The sequence below is a fragment of the Mesorhizobium helmanticense genome (assembly GCF_003034915.1).
In the GTDB taxonomy this organism is placed as follows: Bacteria; Pseudomonadota; Alphaproteobacteria; order Rhizobiales; family Rhizobiaceae; genus Mesorhizobium; species Mesorhizobium helmanticense.
In genome coordinates, this window is sequence record NZ_PZJX01000024.1 from 111702 (window position 1) to 136471 (window position 24770).

Annotated in this window: 21 protein-coding genes; 9 read left to right on the forward strand and 12 right to left on the reverse strand. The window is 64.3% G+C overall.

All coding sequences use genetic code 11. The features are described from left to right. Nucleotides 1–201: 201 nt before the first annotated feature. A complete protein-coding gene (locus tag C9427_RS10295; protein ID WP_107649062.1) occupies nt 202–1188 on the forward strand; it encodes a Gfo/Idh/MocA family protein in 987 nt (328 codons plus the stop codon). A 59-nt stretch (nt 1189–1247) separates the two neighbouring features. Then, nucleotides 1248–2906, forward strand: a complete 1659-nt coding sequence (locus C9427_RS10300; RefSeq protein ID WP_107649063.1) for an FAD-binding dehydrogenase — start codon at nt 1248–1250, stop codon at nt 2904–2906. Between the two features lie 4 nt (nt 2907–2910). On the opposite strand, the gene C9427_RS10305 is transcribed toward C9427_RS10300, so the two are convergent. From C9427_RS10305 to bcoG, 7 genes are all read right to left on the reverse strand, one after another. Beyond that, nucleotides 2911–3852: an alpha/beta hydrolase gene (locus C9427_RS10305; protein WP_107649064.1), complete on the reverse strand. Its 942-nt coding sequence runs from the start codon at nt 3850–3852 to the stop codon at nt 2911–2913. A 214-nt stretch (nt 3853–4066) separates the two neighbouring features. Further along, on the reverse strand, nt 4067–4849 hold the full coding sequence (locus C9427_RS10315) for a carnitinyl-CoA dehydratase (RefSeq protein WP_107649065.1): 783 nt from the start codon (nt 4847–4849) through the stop codon (nt 4067–4069). Further along, nucleotides 4842–6920 carry an acetate--CoA ligase family protein gene (locus C9427_RS10320; protein ID WP_107649247.1) on the reverse strand — a complete coding sequence of 693 codons (2079 nt, stop codon included), beginning with the start codon at nt 6918–6920 and terminating at the stop codon, nt 4842–4844. Before C9427_RS10320 ends, C9427_RS10315 begins: the two co-directional genes overlap by 8 nt. Before the next feature lie 64 nt (nt 6921–6984). Then, nucleotides 6985–8148, reverse strand: coding sequence for an acyl-CoA dehydrogenase family protein (locus C9427_RS10325; RefSeq protein WP_107649066.1), 1164 nt, complete (start codon nt 8146–8148; stop codon nt 6985–6987). A 4-nt stretch (nt 8149–8152) separates the two neighbouring features. Further along, complete coding sequence (locus tag C9427_RS10330; protein ID WP_107649067.1) at nt 8153–9256, reverse strand: carnitine 3-dehydrogenase; 1104 nt, start codon at nt 9254–9256, stop codon at nt 8153–8155. After that, complete coding sequence (locus C9427_RS10335) at nt 9253–9882, reverse strand: HD domain-containing protein (RefSeq protein ID WP_107649068.1); 630 nt, start codon at nt 9880–9882, stop codon at nt 9253–9255. The genes C9427_RS10330 and C9427_RS10335 overlap by 4 nt, the downstream gene beginning before the upstream one ends. 21 nt (nt 9883–9903) lie before the next feature. Then, entirely contained in the window at nt 9904–10821 is a 918-nt protein-coding gene (bcoG, locus tag C9427_RS10340) for a 3-dehydrocarnitine:acetyl-CoA trimethylamine transferase BcoG (protein ID WP_107649248.1), read from the reverse strand. Between the two features lie 78 nt (nt 10822–10899). On the opposite strand from bcoG, the gene C9427_RS10345 reads away from it, so the two are divergent. Beyond that, nucleotides 10900–11880 carry a GlxA family transcriptional regulator gene (locus C9427_RS10345; protein WP_107649069.1) on the forward strand — a complete coding sequence of 327 codons (981 nt, stop codon included), beginning with the start codon at nt 10900–10902 and terminating at the stop codon, nt 11878–11880. A gap of 89 nt (nt 11881–11969) precedes the next feature. On the opposite strand, the gene C9427_RS10350 is transcribed toward C9427_RS10345, so the two are convergent. Together C9427_RS10350 and xylA are read right to left on the reverse strand one after the other, a co-directional pair. Next, nucleotides 11970–12179, reverse strand: a complete 210-nt coding sequence (locus C9427_RS10350) for a hypothetical protein (RefSeq protein WP_107649070.1) — start codon at nt 12177–12179, stop codon at nt 11970–11972. 200 nt (nt 12180–12379) lie between these two features. After that, nucleotides 12380–13705 (reverse strand): xylose isomerase, encoded by a 1326-nt coding sequence (xylA, locus tag C9427_RS10355; protein ID WP_107649071.1) that lies wholly within the window; start codon nt 13703–13705, stop codon nt 12380–12382. Nucleotides 13706–13817: 112 nt separating this feature from the next. Here xylA and C9427_RS10360 point away from each other — a divergent pair, with 112 nt between their 5' ends. Next, a complete protein-coding gene (locus tag C9427_RS10360) occupies nt 13818–14180 on the forward strand; it encodes a nuclear transport factor 2 family protein (protein WP_107649072.1) in 363 nt (120 codons plus the stop codon). A 194-nt stretch (nt 14181–14374) separates the two neighbouring features. On the opposite strand, the gene xylB is transcribed toward C9427_RS10360, so the two are convergent. Continuing rightward, nucleotides 14375–15829 (reverse strand): xylulokinase, encoded by a 1455-nt coding sequence (xylB, locus tag C9427_RS10370; RefSeq protein WP_107649073.1) that lies wholly within the window; start codon nt 15827–15829, stop codon nt 14375–14377. Between the two features lie 82 nt (nt 15830–15911). After that, nucleotides 15912–17234, reverse strand: a complete 1323-nt coding sequence (locus C9427_RS10375; RefSeq protein ID WP_107649074.1) for a tetratricopeptide repeat protein — start codon at nt 17232–17234, stop codon at nt 15912–15914. Between the two features lie 419 nt (nt 17235–17653). On the opposite strand from C9427_RS10375, the gene C9427_RS10380 reads away from it, so the two are divergent. Beyond that, entirely contained in the window at nt 17654–20392 is a 2739-nt protein-coding gene (locus C9427_RS10380; RefSeq protein ID WP_425351641.1) for an autotransporter family protein, read from the forward strand. A gap of 78 nt (nt 20393–20470) precedes the next feature. Here the strand turns inward: C9427_RS10380 and C9427_RS10385 are convergent, their stop codons facing one another. After that, nucleotides 20471–21094, reverse strand: a complete 624-nt coding sequence (locus tag C9427_RS10385) for a LysE family translocator (protein ID WP_107649076.1) — start codon at nt 21092–21094, stop codon at nt 20471–20473. A gap of 227 nt (nt 21095–21321) precedes the next feature. Here C9427_RS10385 and C9427_RS10390 point away from each other — a divergent pair, with 227 nt between their 5' ends. From C9427_RS10390 to C9427_RS10405, 4 genes are all read left to right on the forward strand, one after another. Continuing rightward, nucleotides 21322–22086: a L,D-transpeptidase gene (locus tag C9427_RS10390; protein WP_107649077.1), complete on the forward strand. Its 765-nt coding sequence runs from the start codon at nt 21322–21324 to the stop codon at nt 22084–22086. A 117-nt stretch (nt 22087–22203) separates the two neighbouring features. After that, complete coding sequence (locus C9427_RS10395) at nt 22204–23370, forward strand: diphosphate--fructose-6-phosphate 1-phosphotransferase (protein WP_107649078.1); 1167 nt, start codon at nt 22204–22206, stop codon at nt 23368–23370. Nucleotides 23371–23402: 32 nt separating this feature from the next. Continuing rightward, nucleotides 23403–24122, forward strand: coding sequence for an MBL fold metallo-hydrolase (locus C9427_RS10400; protein ID WP_107649079.1), 720 nt, complete (start codon nt 23403–23405; stop codon nt 24120–24122). Nucleotides 24123–24221: 99 nt separating this feature from the next. Continuing rightward, a complete protein-coding gene (locus tag C9427_RS10405; protein ID WP_107649080.1) occupies nt 24222–24755 on the forward strand; it encodes a dihydrofolate reductase family protein in 534 nt (177 codons plus the stop codon). Nucleotides 24756–24770 lie beyond the last annotated feature (15 nt).

The following is a 24770-nucleotide window of genomic DNA, read 5'->3' on the forward strand; positions in this document are numbered from 1 at the left end:
TCTGACTTGGGCGGTCATGAAGCGAAGCCCAAGGGCGCTTAGATTGGCAAGCCCGGGCACTCTACGAAGGCCCCTCTCCGTCCCGGCTTCGCCGGGCCACCTCTCCCCACTTCGTGGGGCGAGGAACTAGCGCTCCCGCATTGGCTTTTCTCCTGAATTAGGGCAAACCTCCACTCCTGCAATCGAGATGGAGGAAGCCTGATGTTCCGATGGGGTGTTTTGTCGACGGCCAAGATCGGCCGCGAGCATCTTTTGCCCGCGATGGTCGAGGCGGAGAACGGCGTTTTGTCGGCGATCGCCAGCCGCGATGTGTCGAAGGCGCGCGCGCTGGCCGAGCGCTTCGGCGCGCGCCATGCGTTCGGTTCTTATGAGGAACTGCTCGCCTCCAAGGAGGTCGATGGCGTCTATATCCCGTTGCCGACCTCGCAGCATGTCGAATGGACGGCGAAGGCGATCGAAGCCGGCAAGCATGTGCTGGTCGAAAAGCCGCTGGCGCTCGATGCCAAGGACATTCCGCCGCTGATCAAGCTGCGCGACACCAAAAAGGTGCTGGTCTGCGAGGCCTTCATGGTCGTCTACCATCCGCAATGGATCAAGGTGCGCGAGCTCATCGCCAGCGGCGCCATCGGCCGGCTGCGCCATGTCCAGGGCGCGTTCTCCTATTACAATGTCGACCCCACCAACATGCGCAACCAGCTCGACCTCGGCGGCGGCGCGCTGCCCGATATCGGTGTCTATCCGACGGTGTCGACGCGCTTCTCGACCGGCAAGGAGCCGCTGCGGGTACAAGCGACCATCGAGCGCGACAAGAAATTCGGCACCGACATCTATTCCTCGATCCGCGCCGATTTCGGCGATTTTGAGCTGTCCTTCTATCTGTCGACGCAGATGGCGGCGCGGCAGGTGATGGTATTCCACGGCGAGAAGGGTTTCATCGAAGTGTTCTCGCCGTTCAATGCCGGTCTCTATGACCATCACCGTATCGAATTGCACAACCAGAACCACACCGAGGCGCAAGTGTTCCGCTTTCCCGGCACGCAGCAGTACCGGCTGGAGGTCGAAGCATTCGCGCGGGCGGCACAGGGCGGCAAGGACCGCGTTTTCACGCTGGAAGAATCCGTGCTCAACCAGAAGGTCATCGACGCCATCTTCCGCGCCGGCGAGAAGGAAGGCTGGGAGAAGGTTTAGGCTGACCATGATCCCGAAAAGTGGGAACCGGTTTTCGGAAAAGATCATGGTCCAACAAAATGCCTGACGATGCGGACGTAATCGTGGTCGGCGCAGGCCTCACCGGGCTGGTCGCCGCGGCGGAGCTGGCCGAGGCCGGCAAGAAGACCATCATCCTCGACCAGGAGCCTCAGCAATCGCTCGGCGGCCAGGCGTTCTGGTCGCTGGGCGGCATTTTCCTCGTCGATTCGCCCGAACAGCGGCGCATGCGCATCCGCGACTCGCATGATCTCGCGCTCGAGGACTGGCTGGGCACCGCCGCCTTCGATCGCGCGGAAGATTCCTGGCCGCGCCGATGGGCCGAGGCCTATGTCGGCTTTGCGGCCGGCGAGAAGCGCTCATGGTTGATACAGCGCGGCATAAAATTCTTTCCGGTGGTCGGCTGGGCCGAGCGCGGCGGCGGCAATGCCGTCGGCCACGGCAATTCGGTGCCGCGCTTCCATATCACCTGGGGCACCGGCCCCGGCGTGCTCGAACCCTTCATCCAGCGCGTGCGCGAGGCCGAAAGCCAAGGGCTGATCCACTTCAAGTTTCGCCACCGCGTCAATGAACTGACCCGGACCGGCGCCGTCGTCACCGGCGTACGCGGCGACATACTCGCGCCAAGCGATGTCGAGCGCGGCCGCAAGAGTTCGCGCGAGGTTGCCGGCGATTTCGAACTGAAGGCGCAAGCGGTCATCGTCGCCTCCGGCGGCATCGGCGCCAATCACGAGCTTGTCCGCAGGAATTGGCCGCAGCGGCTGGGTTCGCCACCGCGACGCATGATCAGCGGCGTTCCCGACCATGTCGACGGCCGCATGCTGGCGATCGCCGAAGCTGCTGGCGGCAGCGTCATCAATCGCGACCGCATGTGGCACTATGTCGAAGGCATCAAGAACTGGGCGCCGCTCTGGACCGGCCATGGCATCCGCATCCTGCCCGGCCCGTCGTCGCTGTGGCTCGATGCGCGCGGCAAGCGCCTGCCGGTGCCGCTCTATCCCGGCTTCGACACGCTGGGCACGCTCAGCCACATCATGGCGACGGGCTTCGACTATTCCTGGTTCATCCTGACCAGGAAGATCATCCAGAAGGAGTTCGCGCTGTCGGGCTCCGAGCAAAATCCCGACCTGACCGGCAAGAGTTGGCGCCAGGTGCTCGGCCGCGCCACGTCAGGCATTCCGGGTCCGGTCAAGGCGTTCATGGAGAAGGGCGAGGACTTCATCGTCGAGCCCGATCTGCCGGCGCTGGTTGCCCGCATGAACGCGCTGGCCGGCGGCGAGCCGCTGCTTGAACTGGCCCAAGTCGAACGCGAGATCCGCGCCCGCGACCGGCAACTCGACAATCCCTTCTCCAAGGACATGCAGATCACCGCGCTGCGTGGTGCACGGGCCTATCTCGGCGACAAGCTCATCCGCACGGCAAAGCCGCACAAAATTCTGGACTCGGCGAATGGCCCGCTGATCGCGGTCCGGCTCAACATCCTCACCCGCAAGACGCTGGGCGGGTTGCAGACCGATCTCGACAGCCGCGTGCTGGACGCCGGCGGCCAGCCGGTCGAAGGGCTCTATGCCGTGGGCGAGGTCGCCGGTTTCGGCGGCGGCGGCATGCATGGCTATGCCGCGCTGGAAGGCACGTTTCTCGGCGGCTGCATCTTTTCGGGCCGCGCCGCTGGTCGCGCGGCCGCGCGCGGTGTGGGATAAAACCTCACCAGATCCATTCGCCTCGTCCCAGAACCGACACCGCGTCGACGATCCGGGTAAAGCTCGTACGCGCCCGGCCGACCGTGTGCCTGGCCCTGAGGTAACCATGCACCAGTCCCGGCTCCTCGAACCAGTAGGCGTGCCCGCCCGCTGCCACGATGCGGTCGCGATAGGCTTCGCCGTCGGAGGACAGCGGATCGCATTCGGCGGTGATCAGCACGGTTGGTGGCAGATAGGAAAAATCGGCGTCGGCAAGCGGATAGAGGGTGATGTCGCCGGTGCGGTCCGCCCCACCAGTCCTGATATTCTTGTAGAATTCGAGGTCGCGCATGGTCAGCATCGGCGCTTCGGCATGGGTGACGTAGGACCCTTGCGAGCGATCGCTGCCAAGGCTGGGATAGATCAGCACCTGGCCGATCGGTTTTCGCGCATGGCCGCGCGTCGCATGGCTGACCGCCGCGGCGAGATTGCCGCCGGCGCTGTCGCCACAGAGCAGGATCGGCCGCTTGTAGGCGGTTGCGGCCCATTCGAAGGCGCTCATGGCATCGTCGAAGGCTGCCGGGTGAAGATGCTCCGGCGCCAGCCGGTAGTCGATCGAAACCACCTCGAAGCCAGTGCGAGCGCAAAGCTCGGCGCAGACATCGTCATGGCTGTCCAACCCACCGAGGATGAAACCGCCGCCATGGAAATACGACACCATGGCCGCTGCTTCCGGCGCCGGCGTCCGGTAGATGCGGATCGGAATGGCGTGCGAAGGAGTGGCAATGGCGGTGGTTTCGGCCGTCACGCCCTCGGGGTAGCCGGCAAAGAATTCGCGGCACATGCGGTCGTAGATCTCGCGCTGCTGCGCGATCGTGTAGTCGATCGTATCCGGCGGATAATAGGAATTGGTCCGCTCGATGAAGGCCCATGTCTCGGCGTCGATAAGGGTTTTGTAGTCAGTCATGGGCGCTGTGCCGACTGCAAAGGTCGAGCCCAGGCACCCCCCTCTGCCCTGCCGGGCATCTCCCCCTCAAGGGGGGAGATTGGCAGCTTCGAGCTCGGCGCTTTTCCTGCGACATAGAAGATTGGCGAAAGCCTTAGCGACATCCGATCTCCCCCCTTGAGGGGGAGATGCCCGGCAGGGCAGAGGGGGGTGCCTCGCGCCATCATCTCCGACGTTATCGTCCCTTCCACACGGGATCACGCTTCTCAGCGAAAGCACGAAAGCCCTCTAAATTGTCCTCCGAGCCGTACAACGCGTCAACCGTCGCCAACTGCCGGCGTGTCACCTTGTTCATGGCGTCCTGGAAGGTCAGCGCCTCGGCCACTCGCGCCGTTTCCTTGATCGCCGCGAAGACCAGCGGCGGGCCGCTGGCGAGCAGGCGGGCGATCTCCCAGACGCGCTCCTCGAGCTTGTCCTTGGGCAGCACTTCGTTGACCAGGCCCCAGCGATGCGCCTCGGCGACATCCATCCAGCGGCCGGTGAGCAGGAGGTCCATGGCGACATGATAGGGAATGCGCTTCGGCAATTTGATCGTCGCCGCATCGGCCAAAGTGCCGGCCCGGATTTCGGGCAGCGCGAAGGTGGAATGGTCCGACGCGTAGATCAAGTCGCAGGACAGCGCCAGCTCGAAGCCGCCACCGACGGCCATGCCGTTGACGCAGGCGATGACCGGCTTGTTCAGATCGCGCAACTCCTGCAGCCCGCCGAACCCGCCGACGCCATAGTCGCCGTCGACCGCGTCGCCGCCGGCTGCAGCCTTCAGGTCCCAGCCGGCGCAGAAGAACTTGTCGCCGGCAGTCTTGACGATGGCGACGCGCAACTCGGGATCGTCGCGGAACGCCTTGAACGTCTCGCCCATCAGTCGCGAGGTCTTCAGGTCGATGGCGTTGGCCTTGGGCCGGTCGAGCGTGACTTCGAGGATCGTGCCTTCGCGGCGGGTCGAAATGACGTCAGACATGCTTGTTCTCTCCCAGCACCAGCAGCGCGTCGGCGATCCAGGCGCCCTTGCCTTGCGCGCAGACGATCAGCGGATTGATGTCGAGTTCCTCGATCTCGCCGGCATTCTTCTGCACGAAGGCGGCAATGCCCGCTATGGCGTCGATGGCAGCCTGGACATCGGCCTTGGGCCGGCCACGGTAGCCCTCGAGCAGGGGATAGAGCTTGAGCCCACGCAAGGCCGCCTCGATGTCGTCGCGCGTCGCCGGCAGCATCAGCGTGATGCTGTCGCGCAGCAATTCGACCAGCACGCCGCCGGTGCCGAGCGTCATCACCGCGCCGAACATCGGGTCGCGGGTGAAGCCGACGATCAGTTCGGCGACGCCGTCGCGCACCATGCGCTCGACATAGAGGCCGGAGCCGAGCGGCAAGAGATCGTGGGCGGCGGCGCTGACGGATTCGGCATCTTTCAAATTGAGCCGCACCGCGCCGAGCTCGGATTTGTGGGTGACGCCCAAGGCCTTCAGCGCCACCGGAAAACCGAGCGCCATCGAGGAGATCACCGCCTCGACCGCATTGCCGGCACGTTCGCCCCTGGGCACGGAAAGCCCGGCCTCGATCAGCCGCGCCTTCGCCTCGGCCTCGTCGGGCGTGACATGATCGCCGGCCGGCGCGCCGGAGGCTGACGTGTCGATGGGCTGCGCCTGCGGCTCGCGCCACGCCCAGCCGATGAAAGCCGCCGCCTGGGCGGCATCCAGGGCTTCGGAGATGCCGAACAACGGCACCATGCCGCGCGCCATCAACTCGGCGGTGTATTCCTCCGGCAGGTTCTCCGGCAGCGAAGAGACGATCGCGCCGTGCGCCATGTTGGTCTTCAGTGCCGATTCGAAGGCGCGCAGCGTCGCCCACCAGTCGGTGACCGAGCAGCGGTCGGGACGCGGGAAGTCGAGCACCAGCATGTTGAGGTCGAAACCACCCGACACCATGGCGGTGAAGGTGGCGGTCATCGCCGGCTCGTTGTTCCAGATGAAGGTGTGATAGTCCAACGGGTTGGCCACCGCGACCAGCGGCCCGAGCGTCGATTTGACATGGGCGCGGTGCTTGTCGGTGAGCACGGGGAAATTCACCCAGCGGCCTTCGGCGCTGTCGGCCATGACCGACGCCTCGCCGCCCGAACAGCTCATCGATGACAGCCGGTAGCCGGGCAGCGGGCCGGTGACATGCAGCAGCTTCAGCGCTTCGATGAAGGCTGGAATGGAATCGATACGCGCGATGCCAAGCCGCTTCAGGAAGGCGCCCGAGGCGGCGTCGGAGCCGGCGAGCGATGCGGTGTGCGACACTGTCGCCTGCCGCGCCTGTTCGGAGCGGCCGACCTTCATGGCGATAATGGGCTTCTTCAGCTCGCGTGCCCGCGCCGCCAGTCGCTCAAAACCGGCTACCGAATCGAAGGCCTCGATATGCAGGCCGAGCGAAGTGACGCGCTCATCCTCGATCAGCCCGAGCGCCATCTCTGAAAGCCCGGTCTGCGCCTGGTTGCCGGCGGTCATCAGAAAGGCGATCGGCAGGCCGCGTTTCTGCATCGTCATGTTGATGGCGATGTTGGACGACTGGGTGATGATGGCGACACCCTTGCCGCCTTCGGCCAGCCGGATGCCGCCATGCTGGTCCGGCCACAACAGCGCGCCATCGGCATAGTTGATCAGGCCGTAGCAGTTCGGCCCGATGATCGGCATCTGGCCGGCGGCGGCGACCAGCTCGGCCTGCAGCCGCTCGCCGTCCTCGTCATAGGCTTCGGTCTCGAGGAAGCCGGCGGCAAAACAGACCGCACCCCCGGCGCCGCGTTCGGCCAGCGCCTTGATGACCTCGATGGTCAGGTGCCGGTTAACCCCGACGAAGGCGGCATCCGGCGCGCCGGGCAGCTCGGCCACGGAGCGATAGGCCTTGCGGCCGGCAACCTCGTCCTTGGTCGGATGCACCGGCCAGATCTCGCCGGCAAAGCCCATCTTGATCGACTGCGCAACCACGGCAGCCGCCTGCGCGCCGCCGAAGACGGCGATCGATTTCGGCCGCAGGAGACGTTCAAGCTTGTGCATGGTCATCTTTTCGTTCGAGCATGATCTTATCCAAAAACCGGATTCCACTTTTTGGAATCATGCTCTAGGCCCCGAACGGGCGCAGCAGCGCCCGCGAAATGATGTGGCGCTGGATTTCCGACGTGCCTTCCCAGATGCGCTCGACGCGCGCGTCGCGCCAGATGCGCTCCAGCGGCAGATCGTCCATCAGCCCCATGCCGCCATGGATCTGGATCGCCTCGTCGGCGACGAAGGCAAGCATTTCGGTGGCCTTCAACTTGGCCATGGCCATGTCCTGATCGGTGACGGTGCCCTGATCGTACTTCCAGCCGGCTTCGAACACCATCAGGTCGGCGGCCTTCAATTCGGTCGCCATGTCGGCGAGCTTGAACGACACGCCCTGGAACTTGCCGATCTGCTGGCCGAACTGCTGGCGCTGCGCGGCATATTCGATGGCGTGGCCAAGCGCCCGCTCGGCCCGGCCGAGGCAGGTGGCGCCGACCTGCAGGCGCGTCGCGCCGAGCCAGGAATTGGCGACGTCGAATCCCTTGTGCACTTCACCGAGAACCTGGGCTCCCGGCAGCCGGCAATCGTCGAATTCGAGGATGGCGTTGGTGTAGCCGCGATGCGAGACGTTGCGGTAGCCATCGCGCACCGCAAAGCCCTTGGTGCCCTTGTCGACGAAGAAGGCGGTGATCTTCTTGCGTTTTCCACGCGAAGTCTCTTCCTCTCCCGAGGCCATGAAGACGATGGCGAAGTCGGCGAGATCGGCGTGTGAGATAAAGTGCTTGGTGCCGTTCAGCACCCAGTCCTCGCCATCCTGCACAGCGGTCGCCTTCATGCCTCGCAGGTCGGAGCCGGCGCCCGGCTCGGTCATCGCCAGGCAGTCCCATTTCTCGCCGCGAATGCAAGGGAACAGATATTTTTCACGCTGCTCCGGCGTGCCGGCCAAAAGGATGTTGGAGGGACGCGCCACGCAGGTCCAATGCAGCGCGTAGTTGGCGCGGCCGAGTTCCTTTTCGTAGAGCAGCCAGGTTACCGTATCGAGCCCGGCGCCGCCGACTTCCGTTGGCATGTTGGCGGCATAGAGCCCGGCCTCGATCGCCTTGGCTTTCAATTCCTCGATCAGCTCGCGGCGCAGCACGCCGGTGCGCTCTACCTCGCGCTCATGCGGGTAGAGCTCGTTCTCGACGAAAGCCCGCGTCGTCTCGACGATGAGCTTCTGTTCCTCGGAAAGACCGAAATCCATGGTCTCAGCCTTTCCTCTTGCCGGTCTTTTTCTTCGGCTTTTCGGCCTTCTTCACCGGCTTGGTCGCCTTGGCCTTCTCTGCCGCCTTGGAGGCCATGGGCTTCTTCGCGGCCAGTTTGGCCAATTGCTTGGTATAGTCCTTGTGCAGCGCGCCGGCGCCCCAGCCCTTGCCCTTGTTCTGCTTCGACAGCGCCTCCATGATCGCGACCAGATTGTCGTCGCGGATCTTTTCCAGCTCGCGGATCGACAGGCCATGCGCCTGGTCGTCCGACTGGGTGGCGATCAGGTCGACCAGTTCGTCGTTGAATTCCGGCACGTCCATCAGCTTGGTCCACGGCCATTTCAGGCAGGGTCCGAACTGCGCCATGAAGTGGCGCATGCCGGCCTCGCCACCGGCGACGCGATAAACCTGGAACATGCCCATCTGCGCCCAGCGCAGGCCGAAACCGTAGCGCATGATATCGTCGAGTTCCTCGACGGTGCAGATACCGTCCTTGATCAGCCATAGCGCCTCGCGCCATGCCGCTTCCAGCAGGCGGTCGCCGACGAAGGCCTCGATCTCCTTGCGGATGACGACAGGCTTCATGCCGATCGAGGCATAGATTTCCTTGGCGACCTCGATCGCCTCCGGAAAGGTCTGCTCGCCGCCGACGATCTCGACCAGCGGCAGGAGATAGACCGGGTTGAACGGATGGCCGACCACCAGCCGCTCCGGATGCTTCTTCATCGCCACCTGCATGTCGGTCGGCTTGATGCCGGAGGTCGACGAGCCGACGATGGCGTTGGCCGGCGCATAGAGGTCGATCTCTGCCAGCACGCGATGCTTGAGGTCCAGTCTTTCGGGCACGCTTTCCTGGATGAAGTCGGCATCGGCGACCGCCTCGGCGATCGTCTTGGCGAAGGTCAGTTTGCCTTCCTTCGGCAGGCCGCCGGGCAGCATCTGCTTGTAGGCGCGGCGCGCGCCCTTCATCACTTCGCCGACCTTGCGTGACGCCTCGGGATCGGGATCGAAGATCGACACGTCGATGCCATTGAGCAGCAGACGCGCCACCCAGCCGGCGCCGATGACACCGCCGCCAATGGCGGCGGCCTTGTTGATGATGCTCATGCGGGGGCTCCGGTTCTTGTCCTGGCAATTGTTGGATCGATGAGGGGCACGCGCTCGCCGGCGCGGATCACAGCCGGGTCATAAGCCTTGCGTGCAAACACTTCGAGCACGAAGGGGCGGAAGAAATCGATCGGCAGCGTCTTATAGTCCGGGTCGAAGCTCGACTGGTCCCAGCGCTCGCAAAACTGGTCGCAATCGTCGAAATAGGCGTGCCCGGCGAAGCGGTCGCGGGCATGGGGATTGCCGCCGAGATGGTGGGCATAATAGAGGCGCTGGAAGTCGCCATGCTTCTCCACCACCCAGGTGCATTGCTCGCGCACGAAGGGTTTCAGGATGGTGGCTGCATATTCGTCGTGATTGTAGGGCGCGTATATGTCGCCGATGTCGTGCAGCAGGGCGCAGGCGATCCAGTCGGTGTCGGCGCCGTCGCGCCAGGCGCGGGTGGCCGCCTGCAGCGAATGGCCGAGCCGCGTGATCTTGTAGCCGGACAGGCCCTCGTCGAGCTGGACCAGCGCGTCGAGCAGCCGCTCGCCGGTCTTTGCGGCATAGTCGATTTCATGGGCGGTCAGGAATTCGTAGTCGTCCTTGTCGCCATCCTTCATCGCGGTGAATTTGACGGTAGTCATTTCGACCTCCCAGCGAATAATTTATGCCGCTATCGGCGCCCGCTTGGTCAGGTTCAGCTTCTGGCGCACTTCTTCCGGTCCGAGGATCCGGGCGCCGAGATTGGTGACGATGCTGGCCGCGCGTTCGACCAGCTGCGCGTTGGTGGCGAGCACGCCCTTGTCGAGCCACAGATTGTCTTCCAGCCCGACGCGGACATTGCCGCCGGCCAGCACCGCGGCGGCGGCGTAGGCCATCTGGTTGCGGCCGATGGAGAAGGCAGACCAGTTCCAGGTCGACGGCACATTGTTGACCATGGCCATGAAGGTGTTGAGATCGTCCGGCGCGCCCCACGGCACGCCCATGCAGAGCTGCACCAATGCGTCCGGTTTCAGCACCTGTTCCTCGACCAGTTGCTTGGCGAACCACAGATGCCCGGTGTCGAAGGCCTCGATCTCCGGCTTGACGCCGAGCGCCGTCATCATGCCGCCCATGGCGCGCAGCATGCCGGGCGTGTTGGTCATGACATAGTCGGCCTCGGCGAAATTCATCGTGCCGCAATCCAACGTGCAGATTTCCGGTAGGCACTGGCGCACATGTTCCACGCGATTGGTGGCGCCGCCCATATCCGTGCCCTTTTCATTCAGGGGCAGCGGCGCTTCCGGCGAGCCGAACACCATGTCGCCACCCATGCCGGCGGTCAGGTTCAGCACCACGTCAACATCGGCCGCGCGGATGCGCTCGGTCACTTCTCGGTAGAGATGCACGTCGCGCCTGGGTTTGCCGGTCTCGGGATCGCGCACATGGCAGTGGACGATCGCCGCACCGGCCTTTGCCGCATCGATGGCGGAATCGGCGATCTGCTTGGGCGAACGCGGCACATGTGGGCTGCGGTCCTGCGAGCCGCCGGACCCGGTCACGGCACAGGTAATGAAAACCTCACGGTTCATCGCGAGCGGCATGAAAATTTCCTCCCAATCGAGACAGACCATAACAATGCCCGACTTGCCGGAAACTGTTTTGCGTTTTACGAAGGCTATATGATCAAAAGCGAAAAACTTGATATCTTTCGCGCCGAGCGCTTGCCGCTCAAGGTGACGCTGCTGGTATTCTCAGGCTCGTCGATCATGTGCGTGGCCTCGGCCATAGACCCATTGCGCGCCGCCAACCGTATCGCCGGCGAGATCCTCTTCGATTTCAAACTGGTCTCGGTTACCGGCGAGGCGCCGGTCACCACATGCGGCCTGCCGGTGGCGGTCAGCGGCCGCTTCGATGCGGCAGAACCAACCGACGTGCTGGTCGTGGTTGCCGGTTTCGGCACCCAGAATTATGCCACGTCGGCGCTGCTTGCCGGCCTGCGCCGTGCCGCGCGCGTCGCGCGCGCCTGCGGCGGCGTCGAAGCTGGCACCTGGCTGGTTGCCCGCGCCGGCTTGCTGGAAGGGCGTAGCGCCACCACCCATTGGGAGGACATGGAGGATTTTTCCGCCGCCTTTCCCGGTGTCGACGTGCGCCCCGACCGCTATGTCATCGACGGGCCGGTCTTCACCTCCGGCGGCGCCTCGCCGACCTTCGACCTGATGTTGCATCTGATCCGCACCCGGCTCGGCATGGCGGTGGCGCTCGATGTGGCGAGCGTCTTCATCTACGATCAGGCACGCGCCGCCACCGACGCCCAGCCGCTGGTCTCGCTCGGGCGCCTCGACGGCTATGATCCGAGGCTGGCGCAGGCGATCCGGCTGATGGAAGCGCATGTGGACCAGCCGCTGACCATCGCCGCGGTGGCCAAGCGCGCTGGGGTCACGGCGCGGACGCTGGAAAGCATCTTTCGCAAGTCGATTGGCGAGACGCCGGGCGCCTACTATCTCAGGCTGCGGCTCGGCGCGGCCCGCCGGCTGGTGGTCGACACGCGTGTGGCCATGGCTGACATTGCCGGGCGGACGGGGTTTTCGTCCGCCGCGGCGTTTTCCAGAGCGTTTTCAAGAGCTTTCGGCGAAGCGCCAGTCAGGCTTCGGCGAGCGTAGTGCCACCCAAAGCAATTGGGCAGCAGCGGCATGCACGTACATGATTAGAAAGCGTCGCGTGAAGTTCGGACGCGACGCGCTTGGTGAGCTTATGCGGCGTTCTGGCGGCCGCCGGCGCCGTCGATCTGCGAGCGCATCTGTCTCGCCAGATGGGTCTCGAAGCGGCTGGCGACCGCGCGATCCCATTCGTTCTTGCCGCGCGCACCTTCCTTGGGGCGCGGCAGCGCCATCAGCCGGTCGATGATGGATCCGGCCTCGCCAGATGAGAGCAGGGCGTCGATTTCGCGTTCATGCTGCATATCGGGTCGCCTCCTTCTTTCTGATTCCCGCCATGAGCCACTTTATACGAGGTCCGTGACGGCTGTTTGAAGGCAAGAGCGAGGCGATTGAGGGGCGATGGGAGGCAGAACCTTGTCGTCAGTCCTGCCTCATGCGCAAACCGTTCCGGGCGGCCGTTGGGTCATCCGGCCGCCCCTGACCGGTATGAAACAGCGTTTCCTCAGACGTAGCGATTGACGATGTTCTCGAGGAGTTCCTGGCGCCCGGACCGGGGCTGCGGCTCGATCTTCTTCTTGACGACGCGCTCGGCGATCTCCTCCAGCGTGCGCTTGCCCGACAGCATCGCTTTGGCTTCCGCGCTGTTCCAGCCGGCATAGCGCTCCGCCAGCGGACCAGACAGCGCCTTGTCCTCGACCATGCGGACGGCGGCCTTGAGCCCGCGCGCGCAAGCGTCCATGCCGCCGATATGGCCGATCAGCAAATCCTGCGGGTCGAGCGACTGGCGTCTCAGCTTGGCGTCGAAATTGGTGCCACCAGTCTTGAAGCCGCCCGCCAGCAAGACCTGATAATAGGCCAGCGCCATCTCCGGCACATTGTTGGGGAACTGGTCGGTATCCCAGCCCGACTGGTAGTCGTTGCGGTTCATGTCGATCGAACCGAAGACGCCGAGTGCATTGGCCAGCGCGAGTTCATGCTCGAAGGAATGGCCGGCCAGGATCGCATGGCCCTGCTCGATGTTGAGCTTGACCTCCTTCTCCAGCCCGAAGCGCTTGAGGAAGCCATAGACCGTCGCGACATCGTAGTCGTACTGGTGCTTGGTCGGCTCCTGCGGCTTCGGCTCGATCAGGATGGTGCCCTTGAAGCCGATCCGGTGCTTGTAGTCGACGACCAGGTTGAGGAAGCGGCCAGCCTGCTCCTGTTCGCGGGCCAAGTCGGTGTTCAGCAGCGTCTCATAGCCCTCGCGCCCGCCCCACAGCACGTAGTTCTCGCCCTTCAGCCGCTTGGTGACGTCGATGCAGCTTTTCACCGTCGCAGCCGCATAGGCGAACACATCCGGATCGGGATTGGTCGCCGCGCCCGACATGAAGCGGCGGTTGGAGAACATGTTCGCCGTGCCCCAGAGCAGCTTGACGCCGGTCTGCTTCATCTTTCCGGCAAAATAGTCGGCGATCTCGTCGAGGCGTGCAGCACTTTCCGAGAAGTCCTTGCCCTCCGGCCGCACATCGGCGTCGTGGAAGCAGAAGTAGGGCGCGCCGAGCAGCGAAAACATCTCGAAGGCGACATCGGCCTTGAGCTTGGCCAGTTCCATCGTGTCGACGCCGCCGGCCTTGGCGAACCACGGACGATCGAAGGTCTGGCCGCCGAAGGGATCGCCGCCTTGCCAGGCAAAGGAATGCCAGTAGGCGACCGCAAAGCGCAGATGGTCCTCCAGCCGCTTGCCGGCGACGACCTCGTCCGGATTGTAGAAGCGGTAGGCCAGCGGATTGGTCGAATCCGGCCCCTCGTATTTGATCTTGCCGATGTCGCCAAAAAATCCGCTGCTCATGATTTTGTCCTCTCCGAGATAGTTCTGCCCGATTACCTCAGGCGTAATTGGTTTCGTTCTTCCCTGGGGTGAAAAAGGTCGTGTCAAAGCCACTCAACGAAGGAGACAGACCATGACCGACCTCAACACCATCGCCCAAAACTACATCACCGCCTGGAACGAAAGCGACGCCGCCCGCCGCCAGGCCTTGCTCGAGGCGACCTTCACCGAGGATGTCAGCTATCGCGATCCGATCATGCAGGGCGACGGCCATGAAGGCGTCGCAGCCCTGATCGACGGGGTGCAGCAGCGCTTTGCCGGCTTCCGCTTCTCGCTGAAAGGCCAGCCGGACGGCTTTGCCGACACGATCCGCTTCTCCTGGAATCTCGGGCCCGAGGGCATTGAGTCCGTGATCGAGGGAACCGACATCGGCGTCATCGAGAACGGCCGCCTGAAAAGCATCACCGGCTTTCTCGACAAGGTCCCGGCGCAGTAAGGTCTTCTGGGTAAGGCGGGCGTGAAGCACCCCCCTCTGGCCTGCCGGCCATCTCCCCCTCAAAGGGGGAGATTGGCTGTCACGCAGCCCTTCGCCAATCGCCGACGTTGAAAAAAGTGCGGCAGCGTCAACGCTGCTGATCTCCCCCCTTGAGGGGGAGATGGCCGGCAGGCCAGAGGGGGGTAAGCGCCCGCTCACGCGGTTACAGCCCTGATCGCCGGATAGAGCGCCCGGTAGCGCTGGTAGGCCTCGGCATAGGCGCCACCGAGCGCCGCGTCCGGTTCGATCGAGGCATCGGTGTCCGGCGCCGTGCAGACGGCAAGCGGATCAGCACCTGTCGCCGCGATCAGGCCAAGCCGGGCCGCACCGAAGGCGGCGCCGAAATCGCCGTCGGCGGGAATATCGACAGGCAGGCCGAGTGCTGTGGCAATCGCCTTCAGCCAGTAGCGCGAACGTGAGCCGCCGCCGATCGCCGTCACCCGGGTCAAGGTCGTACCGGCCTTGGCCAGCGCTTCCAGACTGTCGCGGAAGGCGAAGGCGACGCCTTCGAGCACCGCCTGGGTCAGCACCGCGCGGCTGGATTCGTGCGCCAGTCCCGTGAACGAGCCGCGAATGGCGGAATCATTGTGCGGCGTGCGCTCGCCGGAGAGATAAGGCAGGAAGGTGACGCCGCTCGGCGCCTTCAGCGTCTCGCCGAGTTCGGCGGTCAGGTCGCCGGCGCCTTTCCCTGATATCTCAGACAGCCAATTGAGCGAATCGGTCGCCGACAGGATGACGCCCATCTGGTGCCAGGTGTTGGGCAGTGCATGGCAGAATGTATGCACCGCGCTTGCCGGATTGGGCAGGTAGGCGGCATTGGCGGCAAACAGCACGCCCGACGTGCCGAGCGAGACGAAGGCATGGCCTTCGCCCACCGTGCCCATGCCGCAGGCCGAGGCCGCATTGTCGCCGGCGCCGCCGGCGATCGGGATACCGGCCTGCATCCCCCATTTTGAGGCCAGTTCGCCGCGCAAGGCGCCGGCTTTGGCCGTGCCTTCGACCAGCGACGGCATCTTGTCCTCATCGAGAGATGTTGCTGCAAGCAATTCGGCCGACCAGCGCCGCTTTCCGACATCGAGCCAGGAGGTGCCGGCCGAATCCGACATCTCCGAAATATGTTCACCGGTCAGCCAGAGCCGCAGGAAATCCTTCGGCAGCAGTACCTTCGCCACCTTGGCAAAAACGCCGGGCTCGTTGTTCTTCACCCACGCGAGTTTCGGCGCGGTGAAGCCGGGAAAAACGATGTTGCCAGTCAGCTTGCGAAAGCGCGGGTCGGCGTCGAGCGCGGCCGCTTCGACATGGCTGCGCGTATCGTTCCATAGGATGCAGGGGCGCAGCACCTTGGCGCCGGCATCGAGCAAGGTGGCGCCATGCATCTGGCCGGAAAGGCCGATGCCCTTCACCGCCGCAAGCTGTTTTGGATGGGACGCCTTGAGCTCGGCGATCGCTTCTTCGCAGGCGCGGATCCAGTCGTCGGGGTTCTGCTCGGACCAACCGGGATGCGGCCGCGACACTTCGAGCGAACCATGGCCGGAACCGACGATGGTCTGTCCGGCATCCATCAACAGCGCCTTGACGCCCGACGTGCCCAGATCGAGCCCGAGATACATGATTTCCTCCCACTGCCATTAATTTTTTCGCGTCTCGAAAAAATCTGGCTCGACCAGTTTTTAAGGCAAGATCGGTCGCGGGTCAATTCTCGGACAGATCGGCCGCGCGTCGCGAAAACAGCGCCGACAGCGGACTGTCGGGCCGCGCCAGCGCGCGTTCCGCGGTCAAGGCTCTTGCCACCGCCCCATCGCCGGAGCGCAACGCCGCCTCGATCAGCGTCAGATCGATGACGTCGCGCTGCGCATGGCTGCCGCCGAAGCGGTTGGCGATCGCCCGGATCGGCCGGATCAGGCGCACGGTCTCGGCGTAGTTGCCGTCGCCGAACGCCTTGATGGCGAGCGTCAGGGGATGGCCGACATCCCGCGTGAAGGCCGCATTGTCGTCATTGCCACGCATCGCTTCGCGCTGCGCCTCGAGCAAGCTGCTTGCACGCGCTTCGAGACCGGCGCCGACGAACGCCATCATGGCGTGCGCATCGTTGAAGGCATAGTTGCCGCCGCCCGCCTTGTGCCAGTTGGCGGCGAGTGCTGCCCAGCGGTCGCCGACATCGACGCCGCCGAGGTAGAGCCGCCACAGGATCGCCGAGGCATCGACCATGTTGAGCGCCAGCGGCGACCCGTCGCCGTAGATTGGCCCGTCATAAAGCGCCAGCACCTCGTCGGTCTCGCCGAGATCGTAGTGGAACAGCGCCAGATGCCACCAATTGTGCACCTTGAGGAAGCTTTCCCGCGTCCACGCCTCGGGGTTGGCGCGCATCCAGGCAATGCCATCCTTTTGCCGGCTCTGCATTTCCATGACATGGGCGACGGCATGCTGGGCCCAGCCGTCGCGCGGCTCGATCTCGACCGCGGCGCGGCCAAGCTTTTCGGCCCGCGCATAGTCGCCCATCTCTTCCAGCCCAAACGCCTGCATCCCCAGTACGGCATGGTAGCCCGGCATGCCGGGCTGCCAGGAGGGCAGCGCGCGGCCGATGCGGTCGCGCAGCATGCGCGAATTGCCTGTGAAGAAGTCTACCTGGTGCCCGGTCAACAGCGCCACCAGGTCGAGCGGGGTATCGATGGCGATGTCCTCGAGGATACGCGATGCCTCGTGCCAGCGTCCCCATGCGAGATGGCCAAGTGCGGCGACATGCGCCTGTTCGCGCGTTGTTGCGGCAAGCGGCAGCGCGGCCTCATGGCAGGTCCTGGCCACCGTCGTCGCCTCGCGCTCGGTGGCGAGGCCAAACAAATAGCCCTTGAACACATGCGCCATGACGAAATCAGGATTTGCCGCGATCGCGCGATCGACAGAGCCGATCGGGTCGCCGATGAAGCATTGCAACTCACGGACAGCCTGGCTGTAGGGCGAGAACCCGGCTTCCGTCGCGCCTGAAAAAGTCAGGCCGAATGCATTCCTGACTGCCATGCGATGCTCTCTGGTTGCCTTTCGGACTTTAATGCCTGTCGCGCAAAAGTACGCAACGGTTTTGGGATAACGAGATTCACAAAACAGGGAAGTAAAGCGCATCACATAGGTTCGTTCAAACGCCGCACGCCTTAGGTCCAACGCAATCATAAAGCATGGGCCATAACTGTGCCATCCTTGCATCGTGCAAGGTCTATCCGAGTATCCTTTGCAGTTTATCAACCATGTGACGGAGATTAGCCTTTGTAAAACCGCACGAATTATGGCTTCATTGCGGCAGGGGTGGGGCTTGAATCGCGAATTCGGGGAGTCACGCGATGCGGCACCATGAAATCGAACGGCCTGATGGCTGCGCGCGCAGCGCTGACAAAAGCGTTGCTTCGGCGTGCCGGAAATCCCAGGTATTTAATCATTGGCTAATATACTTGCTTGCCACGACGTCGTTTGCGTTGCTGCCCAATTCAGTGGCCTTCGCTGCCTGCGTCCTGGTTCCATCCGCCGGAAATAGCTCTTTCATCTGCGACAGCGGCGATTCCGGCGGCAGCCTTACCGACACTGATGGTGACAACACGCTGACCTTTCCCGCCGGCGGCACCGGGCAGGTGAGCGGCAGCGTCACCTTTGGCGCCGGCACCGACCGCATCGATATGCAGTCCGGCACCATCACCGGCGCCGTCGATCAGGGCAACGGCACGGATTTCTTCACCATCGGCGCCGGCACCGTTGCCGGCAATGTCCAGCAGGGCTCGGGTATCGACGATTTCAACATGAGCGGCGGCCAGCTCGGCTCGCTCAACCAGGGCGACGGCCTTGACACCTTCACCATGTCGGGCGGCCGCATCGTCGATTTCTTCGACGATGGCGACCATGCGGTGATGACCGGCGGCCGCATCGGCCGCGTCAACATGAAGCTCGACGACAATTTCTTCGACATGTCCGGCGGCACCATCGACCGCAATCTCGTCACCGGCTTTGGCAACGATACGATCATCCTTTCCAACGGCACGATCGGCGGCAATATCAGCGTCAGCGGCGGCACCGACAGCGTAACAGTGACCGGCGGCTCGGTCGGCGGCGATGTGTTGATGAGTTTCGGCACCGACAATTTCGTCTGGAACAATGGCGGCATCATCTATGGTTCTGTCGACCTCGGCGGCGACAATGACACTCCGACGCTGAGCAATCTGACCAATGCCAATCTCGGCGGCACCAATGCGCTGAACGGCGGTCTCGGCACCGATGCGCTGGTCTTCGACAATGTTGCGCTGGACGGCATCGACCGGGTCCAGAACTGGGAAACCATCGAGGCCACCAACGACACCGAATTGACGCTGGACGGCAATCTGGTGCTTGGCGACAGCGGCACGGGCACAGGTTCACTTGATGTTGACGCGTCGAGCACCTTGTTCGGCGGCGGCTTCAATGCCTCGATCCAGGCCTTCACATCGGGCCAATTGGCTTCGGTGACCAATGCCGGCCGCATCGACCTGACCAATGGCCCCGCGGGCGCTGCCGACAGCCTGACGATTTCCGGCAATTATGTCGGGCTGGGCGGTCTGCTGCTCATCCAGACCGAGCTTGGCGACGACAGCTCCGCTTCCGACAGGCTGATCCTGTCGGGCGGGACGGCGTCCGGCTCGACCGGTATTTCCGTGATCAATTTCGGCGGTGCGGGCGCTTCGACCACGCAGGACGGCATCATGGTCGTCCAGGCGATCGACGGCGCCACGTCAGGCGCCACCACCTTTGCGCTCGATGCGCCGGTCGCGGCCGGCGCCTTCGAATATTATCTGTTCAAGGGCGGCGTCAGCGCCGGCAGCGAGGAGAACTGGTATCTGCGCTCGACGCTGACCACGCCTGCGCCGCCTGCCCCTGCGCCGCCGCCGCTCGAACCGACCGAGCCGCCGCCGCCGGTGCCGCCGGAGACCGCGCCGCCACCGCCGCAGTCGGAATTGCCGCCGACACCGCCGCCGACCGAGGGCGACATCAACAATCCGCCCGTCGATCCGACGCCGCCGGTTGAGGTCGCTGATCCGGAGCCCGAGGGGCCGCCTCCGGCACCGCCAAGCCCGCCGGCGGAACCGCCGCCGCCACCGCCGCCAGTGCCGGTGGATGTGCCGGTTCTCCCGGTGCCGACGCTGCCTGGCCCGCCGCCGGTGCAGCCGGCCCCGCCAACACCGGGAGCCACGCCGGTGGAGGCAGCCGAGATCCAGCTCTATCGCATCGAGGTGCCGGTCTATTCGGCCGTGCCACCGGTTGCCGAGCATCTGGCCATGGCGACGCTTGGCACCTTCCACGAGCGGCGCGGCGAGCAGAACCTGCTGTCGAACACCGAACTGTCGCCGGTCTGGGGCCGCATCTTCGGACAGGATGCCGAGATGGCCTGGTCGGGCACCGTCGCGCCGTCCTTCGACGGCACCGTGTTTGGCCTGCAGGCCGGCTTCGATGCATTCGGCTGGGAAAGCGCTTCAGGCATCAACCGCGTCGGACTGTTCATTGCCTATGGCCGCATGAATGGCGACGTGCGCGGCCAGGCGCTGGGATGGAACAATCTGTCGGTCGGCGGGATCGATCTCGACGGCACCAGCCTCGGCGGCTACTGGACCCATATCGGCCCAAGCGGCTGGTATCTGGACGGCGTCGTGATGGGAACGTTCTTCGGCGGCACGGCGAGTTCGTCCCGCGGCATCGGCATCGATGTCGATGGAACCGGCATCACCGCTTCGCTCGAAGGCGGCTACCCGTTTGCGCTGGCCGAGGGCTGGACGCTCGAACCGCAGGCGCAACTGGTCTGGCAGCATTTGTCGCTCGACGGCACCGAGGACAGTTTCTCATCGGTGTCGTTCGACCTCGACGACAGCGTCACAGGCCGGCTGGGGCTGCGGCTGCAAGGCGAGACCGTCATGAACGGCATGGCGCTGCAGCCTTACCTCAAGGCCAATCTGTGGCACGATTTCGGCGGCACCGACCGCGTCGACTTCGACGGCACGGATATCTCGACCGAGGGCGACTCGACGTCGTTCGAGTTTGGCGGCGGTCTCGTCGCCAAGGTGACGGACAAGGTCAGCATCTTCGCCACCGGCGACTACACCACCAATCTCGGCGGCGACAAGCGGCGCATCCTCGAGGGCAATCTCGGCTTCAGCGTCAAATGGTGAGACAGCACCCCCACCCCACAAGAGGGAGGGGCTAGGGGTAGGGGTCCTCTTCGCAAGAATCTATTGCGATTGCCCAGCTTAGTTCCCGGAGCGCATCGCCATCGTGGCGATGCCGGCGCCGACCAGCAGCGTGCCGCCGGTTCGGTTGAAGATGCGGATCGCCCGGGGATTACGCACCACGTCGCGCGCCCTTGCCGCGATCAGCGCGTAGCCGAAGGCATTGGCGAAGGCGAGCGCCAGGAAGGTCGTCTCGAAGATCAGCATCTGCGTCCAGAAATCGGCATGCCGGTTTAGGAACTGCGGCAGGAAGGCGACGAAGAAGGTGATGCTCTTCGGGTTGAGCGCGGTGACCAGCCAGGCATGCCCCATCATCTTGGCCGAGGACACCGCATCGGTGCGCGGTTCGGCCCGGAGCGCGCCGCCGGCGCGAAACAGCTTGATGCCGAGATAGATCAGATAAACCGCGCCGATCACCTTCAGCACCGTGAACACGGTGGCCGAGGCCGCCAGCAGCGCGCCGATGCCTAGCATCGACAGCGTCATCGCGGTGAAGTCGCCAAGCGCCACGCCGACCGCCATCGGCAGCGCGGTGCGCCAGCCCTGGCCAAGCGCATAAGACACGACCAGAAGGATGGTCGGGCCCGGAATGACGAGAAGGATGGCTGAGGCGGCGGCAAACGCGGCCCAGTTTTCGAAGGACATGTTTGTCTCCTTGAGCGCAAAGAAAAGGATAAATCCTTGGGCGCGTGAGGATGTAAAGAGGCAATGTCGAAAAACTGCCGCCTGCCGGTTCGGCATGTCCGGAGCTGCGCAGCAAATCAGGGTCAAGGGCAACCGGCGGCTCTTCACGCTTTTTCAACCATGATTGGTGAAAATGCCTGCTATCCGGCCGGACCGTGCTTCCCGCCGATAGCGTAGGGTTTGGGTAGATGCGTGAGTTGCCGCAAAGTCTGACGCCGCCGCACAACGGCGACGCAATCGAAACTGAAATTCAGCTTTCCCGTCGCTCGGTGTTGACCGGCGCCGGCGCCATGGCGCTGCTCGGCGTCGCCGGCTGCAGCCAGACGCTGGATCTGCCGTCGCTCCAGCTCGACGACACGGCCACCGGTTCGATCCGGCCCGTGCGCCCGAGCATCAGCGTCGACAAGAACATCACCAGCCCGGACGTCATGTATGCCGCGCTCACCGACGGCGGTTTCAACGTGCCGAAAGTGCCGTATCTCAAGGTCAAGCCGGAATTCCGCCGCCAGATCGTCGTCGATCCGACTGGCGAGGCGCCCGGTACCATCGTCGTCCATCTGGAGGAGCGGAAGCTCTATCTGGTGCAGCCCGGCGGTGACGCCATCCGCTATGGCGTCGGCATCGGCAAGGACGGCTTCCGCTGGTCCGGCCGCGCCAACATCCAGTACGGCAAGGAATGGCCGGTCTGGACCCCGCCGCCGGAAATGATCGCCCGCAAGCCGGAACTGGTGAAGTGGCAAGGCGGTCAGCCCGGCGGCCTCGAAAATCCGCTCGGCGCGCGTGCGCTTTACATCTATCAGGACGGCCGCGACACCGGCTATCGCATCCACGGCTCGCCGGAATGGTGGAGCATCGGCCAGGCGATGTCGTCGGGCTGCGTGCGCCTGATCAACCAGGACATCATCGACCTCTACAGCCGCGTATCGAAGAAGAACCCGGTCGTCGTCGTCTGATCCTGCGGCCGCGGCTGCGGCCGATCGGCTCTCCCCGTTGCGTGATCCCGCCCCGTTGCATGATCCAGCAAGACAGGCGAATGTGCCTGCGAGACCACTGCTGGGGAGAAACGAAGAATGTCAGGAACGTTTGTGATCGCGCAGGGCGGCGGCCCGACCGCCGTCATCAACCAGACCATGGTTGGCGCCGCGCTCGAGATCCGCAAGCGGCATCCCGGCGCCAAGGTCCTGGGTTCGATCCACGGCGTACGCGGGATTCGTGACGGCAACTATGCCGATCTCACCTCCATTCCCGAAGACCGGTTGCGGCTGATCGCGGCGACGCCGAGCGCTGCCCTCGGCTCGACGCGCGACAAGCCGGACGCCGCCTATTGCGAAATCATCCTCAACGGCCTGAAGAAGGCCGGTGCCGACGCCTTCATCTATATCGGCGGCAACGACACCTCGGGCACGCAGCAGATCCTGACCGATGCGGCCGGCGGCAAGATGGCTTTCGTCCATGCGCCGAAGACCATCGACAACGATCTCGAGGAGAACGACCACACGCCGGGCTTCATCTCCGCGGCCGAGTTCGTCGCCGGCGCCTTTCTCTCCGTCGATCTCGATTTCCGCGCGCTGCCTGGCATCTATGTCGGCATCGTCATGGGCAGGCATGCCGGCTTTCTCACCGCGGCGGCGGCTGCCTGGCAGCTCGACCCCGACAGCGGCCCGCATCTCGTCTATGTGCCGGAGCGCCCATTCTCGGCCGCCGCCTTCATCGACGACGTGCGCGCCACGCTCGACCGCCACAAGCGCTGCATCGTCGCCGTCTCCGAAGGCGTCAGCACCGCCGACGGCAAGGCGCTGGTCGAAAGCCTGGTGCCGCCGGAGAAGCTGGAGCGCGACGCGCATGGCAACGTCAAGCTTTCGGGCAGCGACCTGCCGGCAGCGCTCGAGCGTGCGCTGGCCGAGGGATTGCCGGGCAAGCGGGCGCGCGTCGACGCGCTCGGCTACATGCCGCGCGGCTATGTCGGCGCCATCAGTGCGGTGGACGCACAGGAAGCTTTCGATGCCGGCGCTTTCGCCGTCAAGGTGGCGGAAGAGGGCGGCGGCTCGGTGGCGCTGCAATATGACGGCACGAAAACCGTGCTGAAGAAGGTGCCGTTGAAGAATGTCGCCGGCAAGACGCGCCACATGCCGGACGATTTCATGAAGCCTGAAGTCAACCAGCTTTCGGATGCGGGCATGGCCTATCTCAGACGGCTGGTCCCGGAAAAGTACAAGGTCGGGAAGCCGTTCGTCTGATGCCGGCTTTTTCTGATGCCGGATCTTTCTTGATGGATGACTGGTTCAGCAAGACGCAAGTCGACGCCGATACGACGATGCTCAGCGAGCCGTTCGTGCATGATTTCGTGCGCGCCAATATCTGGCATTTCAGCGGCCGCGACGCCGACCTGCTCGTCGACACCGGCATGGGCATCCAGCCGCTGGCGCCACGGATCGACACGCCTGATGGCAAGCCGCTCATCGTCGTCGCCACCCATATCCACCTCGACCATGTCGGCTCGCTGCACGAATTCCCGTTGCGGGCAGGGCCGAGGATGAGTGCCGCGGCGTTCGAAACCATGGATCCGGCCGTCACCTATGCCTACATGTTCCATGACCTCGAAGGCGCCGTCTCGAAATTGCCGGAGCCGGGCTGGAAAGCAGCCGACTACAGAATTCCGCCGGCGCCGCTGACACGCACCCTCGACGAGGGCTATGTGGTCGATCTCGGCGATCGGCAATTTCGCGTGCTGCATCTGCCCGGCCATTCTCCCGATTCGATCGCCCTGTTCGATGAGACGGACGGCCTGTTCTTTGCTGGCGACGCCATCTACGACGCCATGCTGATCGACGACCTGCCGGATTCCGACCGCGCCGCCTATCGCCGGACGATGCAACGGCTGCTCGACCTGCCTGTCCGCATCGGCCATGGCGGCCACGGGCCAAGCTTCGATGGAAAGCGGATGCGCGAGCTGGCGTCGGCCTATCTCAGGCGAACGGACGATCTCTAGTGGTGAAAACCTGACGCTTGGTACCGGACGCGTAGGCAACCTCGTTTCGCGTAACGGTGGCTCATGCCATTCTGAAGAACAGGGGGGAGATTTTGCGGCATGGCGAAGATCGTCTTCGGAATGAACCAGTCCCTGGACGGCTATGTCGACCACCTGGAATTGCCGCCGCCAGGTCCCGCGCTCTTTCGTCACTGGATAGAGCACGTGCGCCACCTGACCGGCAGTGTGTACGGTCGCCGCATGTACGAGGCCATGCGCTATTGGGACGAAGACCGTCCTGAGTGGAGTGCGGAGCGACACGAGTTCGCGGCGGCGTGGCGGCGCCAACCGAAGTGGGTCGTATCGCGCTCGTTGAAGTCGGTCGGCCCCAACGCCACTCTTGTCCAGGATGACATCGAGGCGGTGGTCCGTGGCCTGAAGGCCCGGCTCGTCGGGGAGATTGCAGTTTCCGGACCAGACCTGGCGCGAAGCCTTACCGACCTTGGTCTTATCGATGAGTATCGACTCTACTTCCACCCAGTCGTGCTTGGTCGCGGCAAGCCATTCTTCGCCGGCCCCCGGCCGCCGCTCCGCCTTGTGGCCAGCGATTTAGTCGGCGAGGACGCGATCAGGTTGACGTACGTTCCTGCTTGATTGCGCAACTCTCCG

Excerpts from the sequence above, each read along its gene's own strand:
- C9427_RS10295 (WP_107649062.1), top strand. The coding sequence starts at position 202 with ATGTTCCGATGGGGTGTTTTGTCGACGGCCAAGATCGGCCGCGAGCAT.
- C9427_RS10300 (WP_107649063.1), top strand. The coding sequence starts at position 1,248 with ATGCCTGACGATGCGGACGTAATCGTGGTCGGCGCAGGCCTCACCGGG.
- C9427_RS10305 (WP_107649064.1), bottom strand. The coding sequence starts at position 3,852 with ATGACTGACTACAAAACCCTTATCGACGCCGAGACATGGGCCTTCATC.
- C9427_RS10315 (WP_107649065.1), bottom strand. The coding sequence starts at position 4,849 with ATGTCTGACGTCATTTCGACCCGCCGCGAAGGCACGATCCTCGAAGTC.
- C9427_RS10320 (WP_107649247.1), bottom strand. The coding sequence starts at position 6,920 with ATGCACAAGCTTGAACGTCTCCTGCGGCCGAAATCGATCGCCGTCTTC.
- C9427_RS10325 (WP_107649066.1), bottom strand. The coding sequence starts at position 8,148 with ATGGATTTCGGTCTTTCCGAGGAACAGAAGCTCATCGTCGAGACGACG.
- C9427_RS10330 (WP_107649067.1), bottom strand. The coding sequence starts at position 9,256 with ATGAGCATCATCAACAAGGCCGCCGCCATTGGCGGCGGTGTCATCGGC.
- C9427_RS10335 (WP_107649068.1), bottom strand. The coding sequence starts at position 9,882 with ATGACTACCGTCAAATTCACCGCGATGAAGGATGGCGACAAGGACGAC.
- bcoG (WP_107649248.1), bottom strand. The coding sequence starts at position 10,821 with ATGCCGCTCGCGATGAACCGTGAGGTTTTCATTACCTGTGCCGTGACC.
- C9427_RS10345 (WP_107649069.1), top strand. The coding sequence starts at position 10,900 with ATGATCAAAAGCGAAAAACTTGATATCTTTCGCGCCGAGCGCTTGCCG.
- C9427_RS10350 (WP_107649070.1), bottom strand. The coding sequence starts at position 12,179 with ATGCAGCATGAACGCGAAATCGACGCCCTGCTCTCATCTGGCGAGGCC.
- xylA (WP_107649071.1), bottom strand. The coding sequence starts at position 13,705 with ATGAGCAGCGGATTTTTTGGCGACATCGGCAAGATCAAATACGAGGGG.
- C9427_RS10360 (WP_107649072.1), top strand. The coding sequence starts at position 13,818 with ATGACCGACCTCAACACCATCGCCCAAAACTACATCACCGCCTGGAAC.
- xylB (WP_107649073.1), bottom strand. The coding sequence starts at position 15,829 with ATGTATCTCGGGCTCGATCTGGGCACGTCGGGCGTCAAGGCGCTGTTG.
- C9427_RS10375 (WP_107649074.1), bottom strand. The coding sequence starts at position 17,234 with ATGGCAGTCAGGAATGCATTCGGCCTGACTTTTTCAGGCGCGACGGAA.
- C9427_RS10385 (WP_107649076.1), bottom strand. The coding sequence starts at position 21,094 with ATGTCCTTCGAAAACTGGGCCGCGTTTGCCGCCGCCTCAGCCATCCTT.
- C9427_RS10390 (WP_107649077.1), top strand. The coding sequence starts at position 21,322 with ATGCGTGAGTTGCCGCAAAGTCTGACGCCGCCGCACAACGGCGACGCA.
- C9427_RS10395 (WP_107649078.1), top strand. The coding sequence starts at position 22,204 with ATGTCAGGAACGTTTGTGATCGCGCAGGGCGGCGGCCCGACCGCCGTC.
- C9427_RS10400 (WP_107649079.1), top strand. The coding sequence starts at position 23,403 with ATGGATGACTGGTTCAGCAAGACGCAAGTCGACGCCGATACGACGATG.
- C9427_RS10405 (WP_107649080.1), top strand. The coding sequence starts at position 24,222 with ATGGCGAAGATCGTCTTCGGAATGAACCAGTCCCTGGACGGCTATGTC.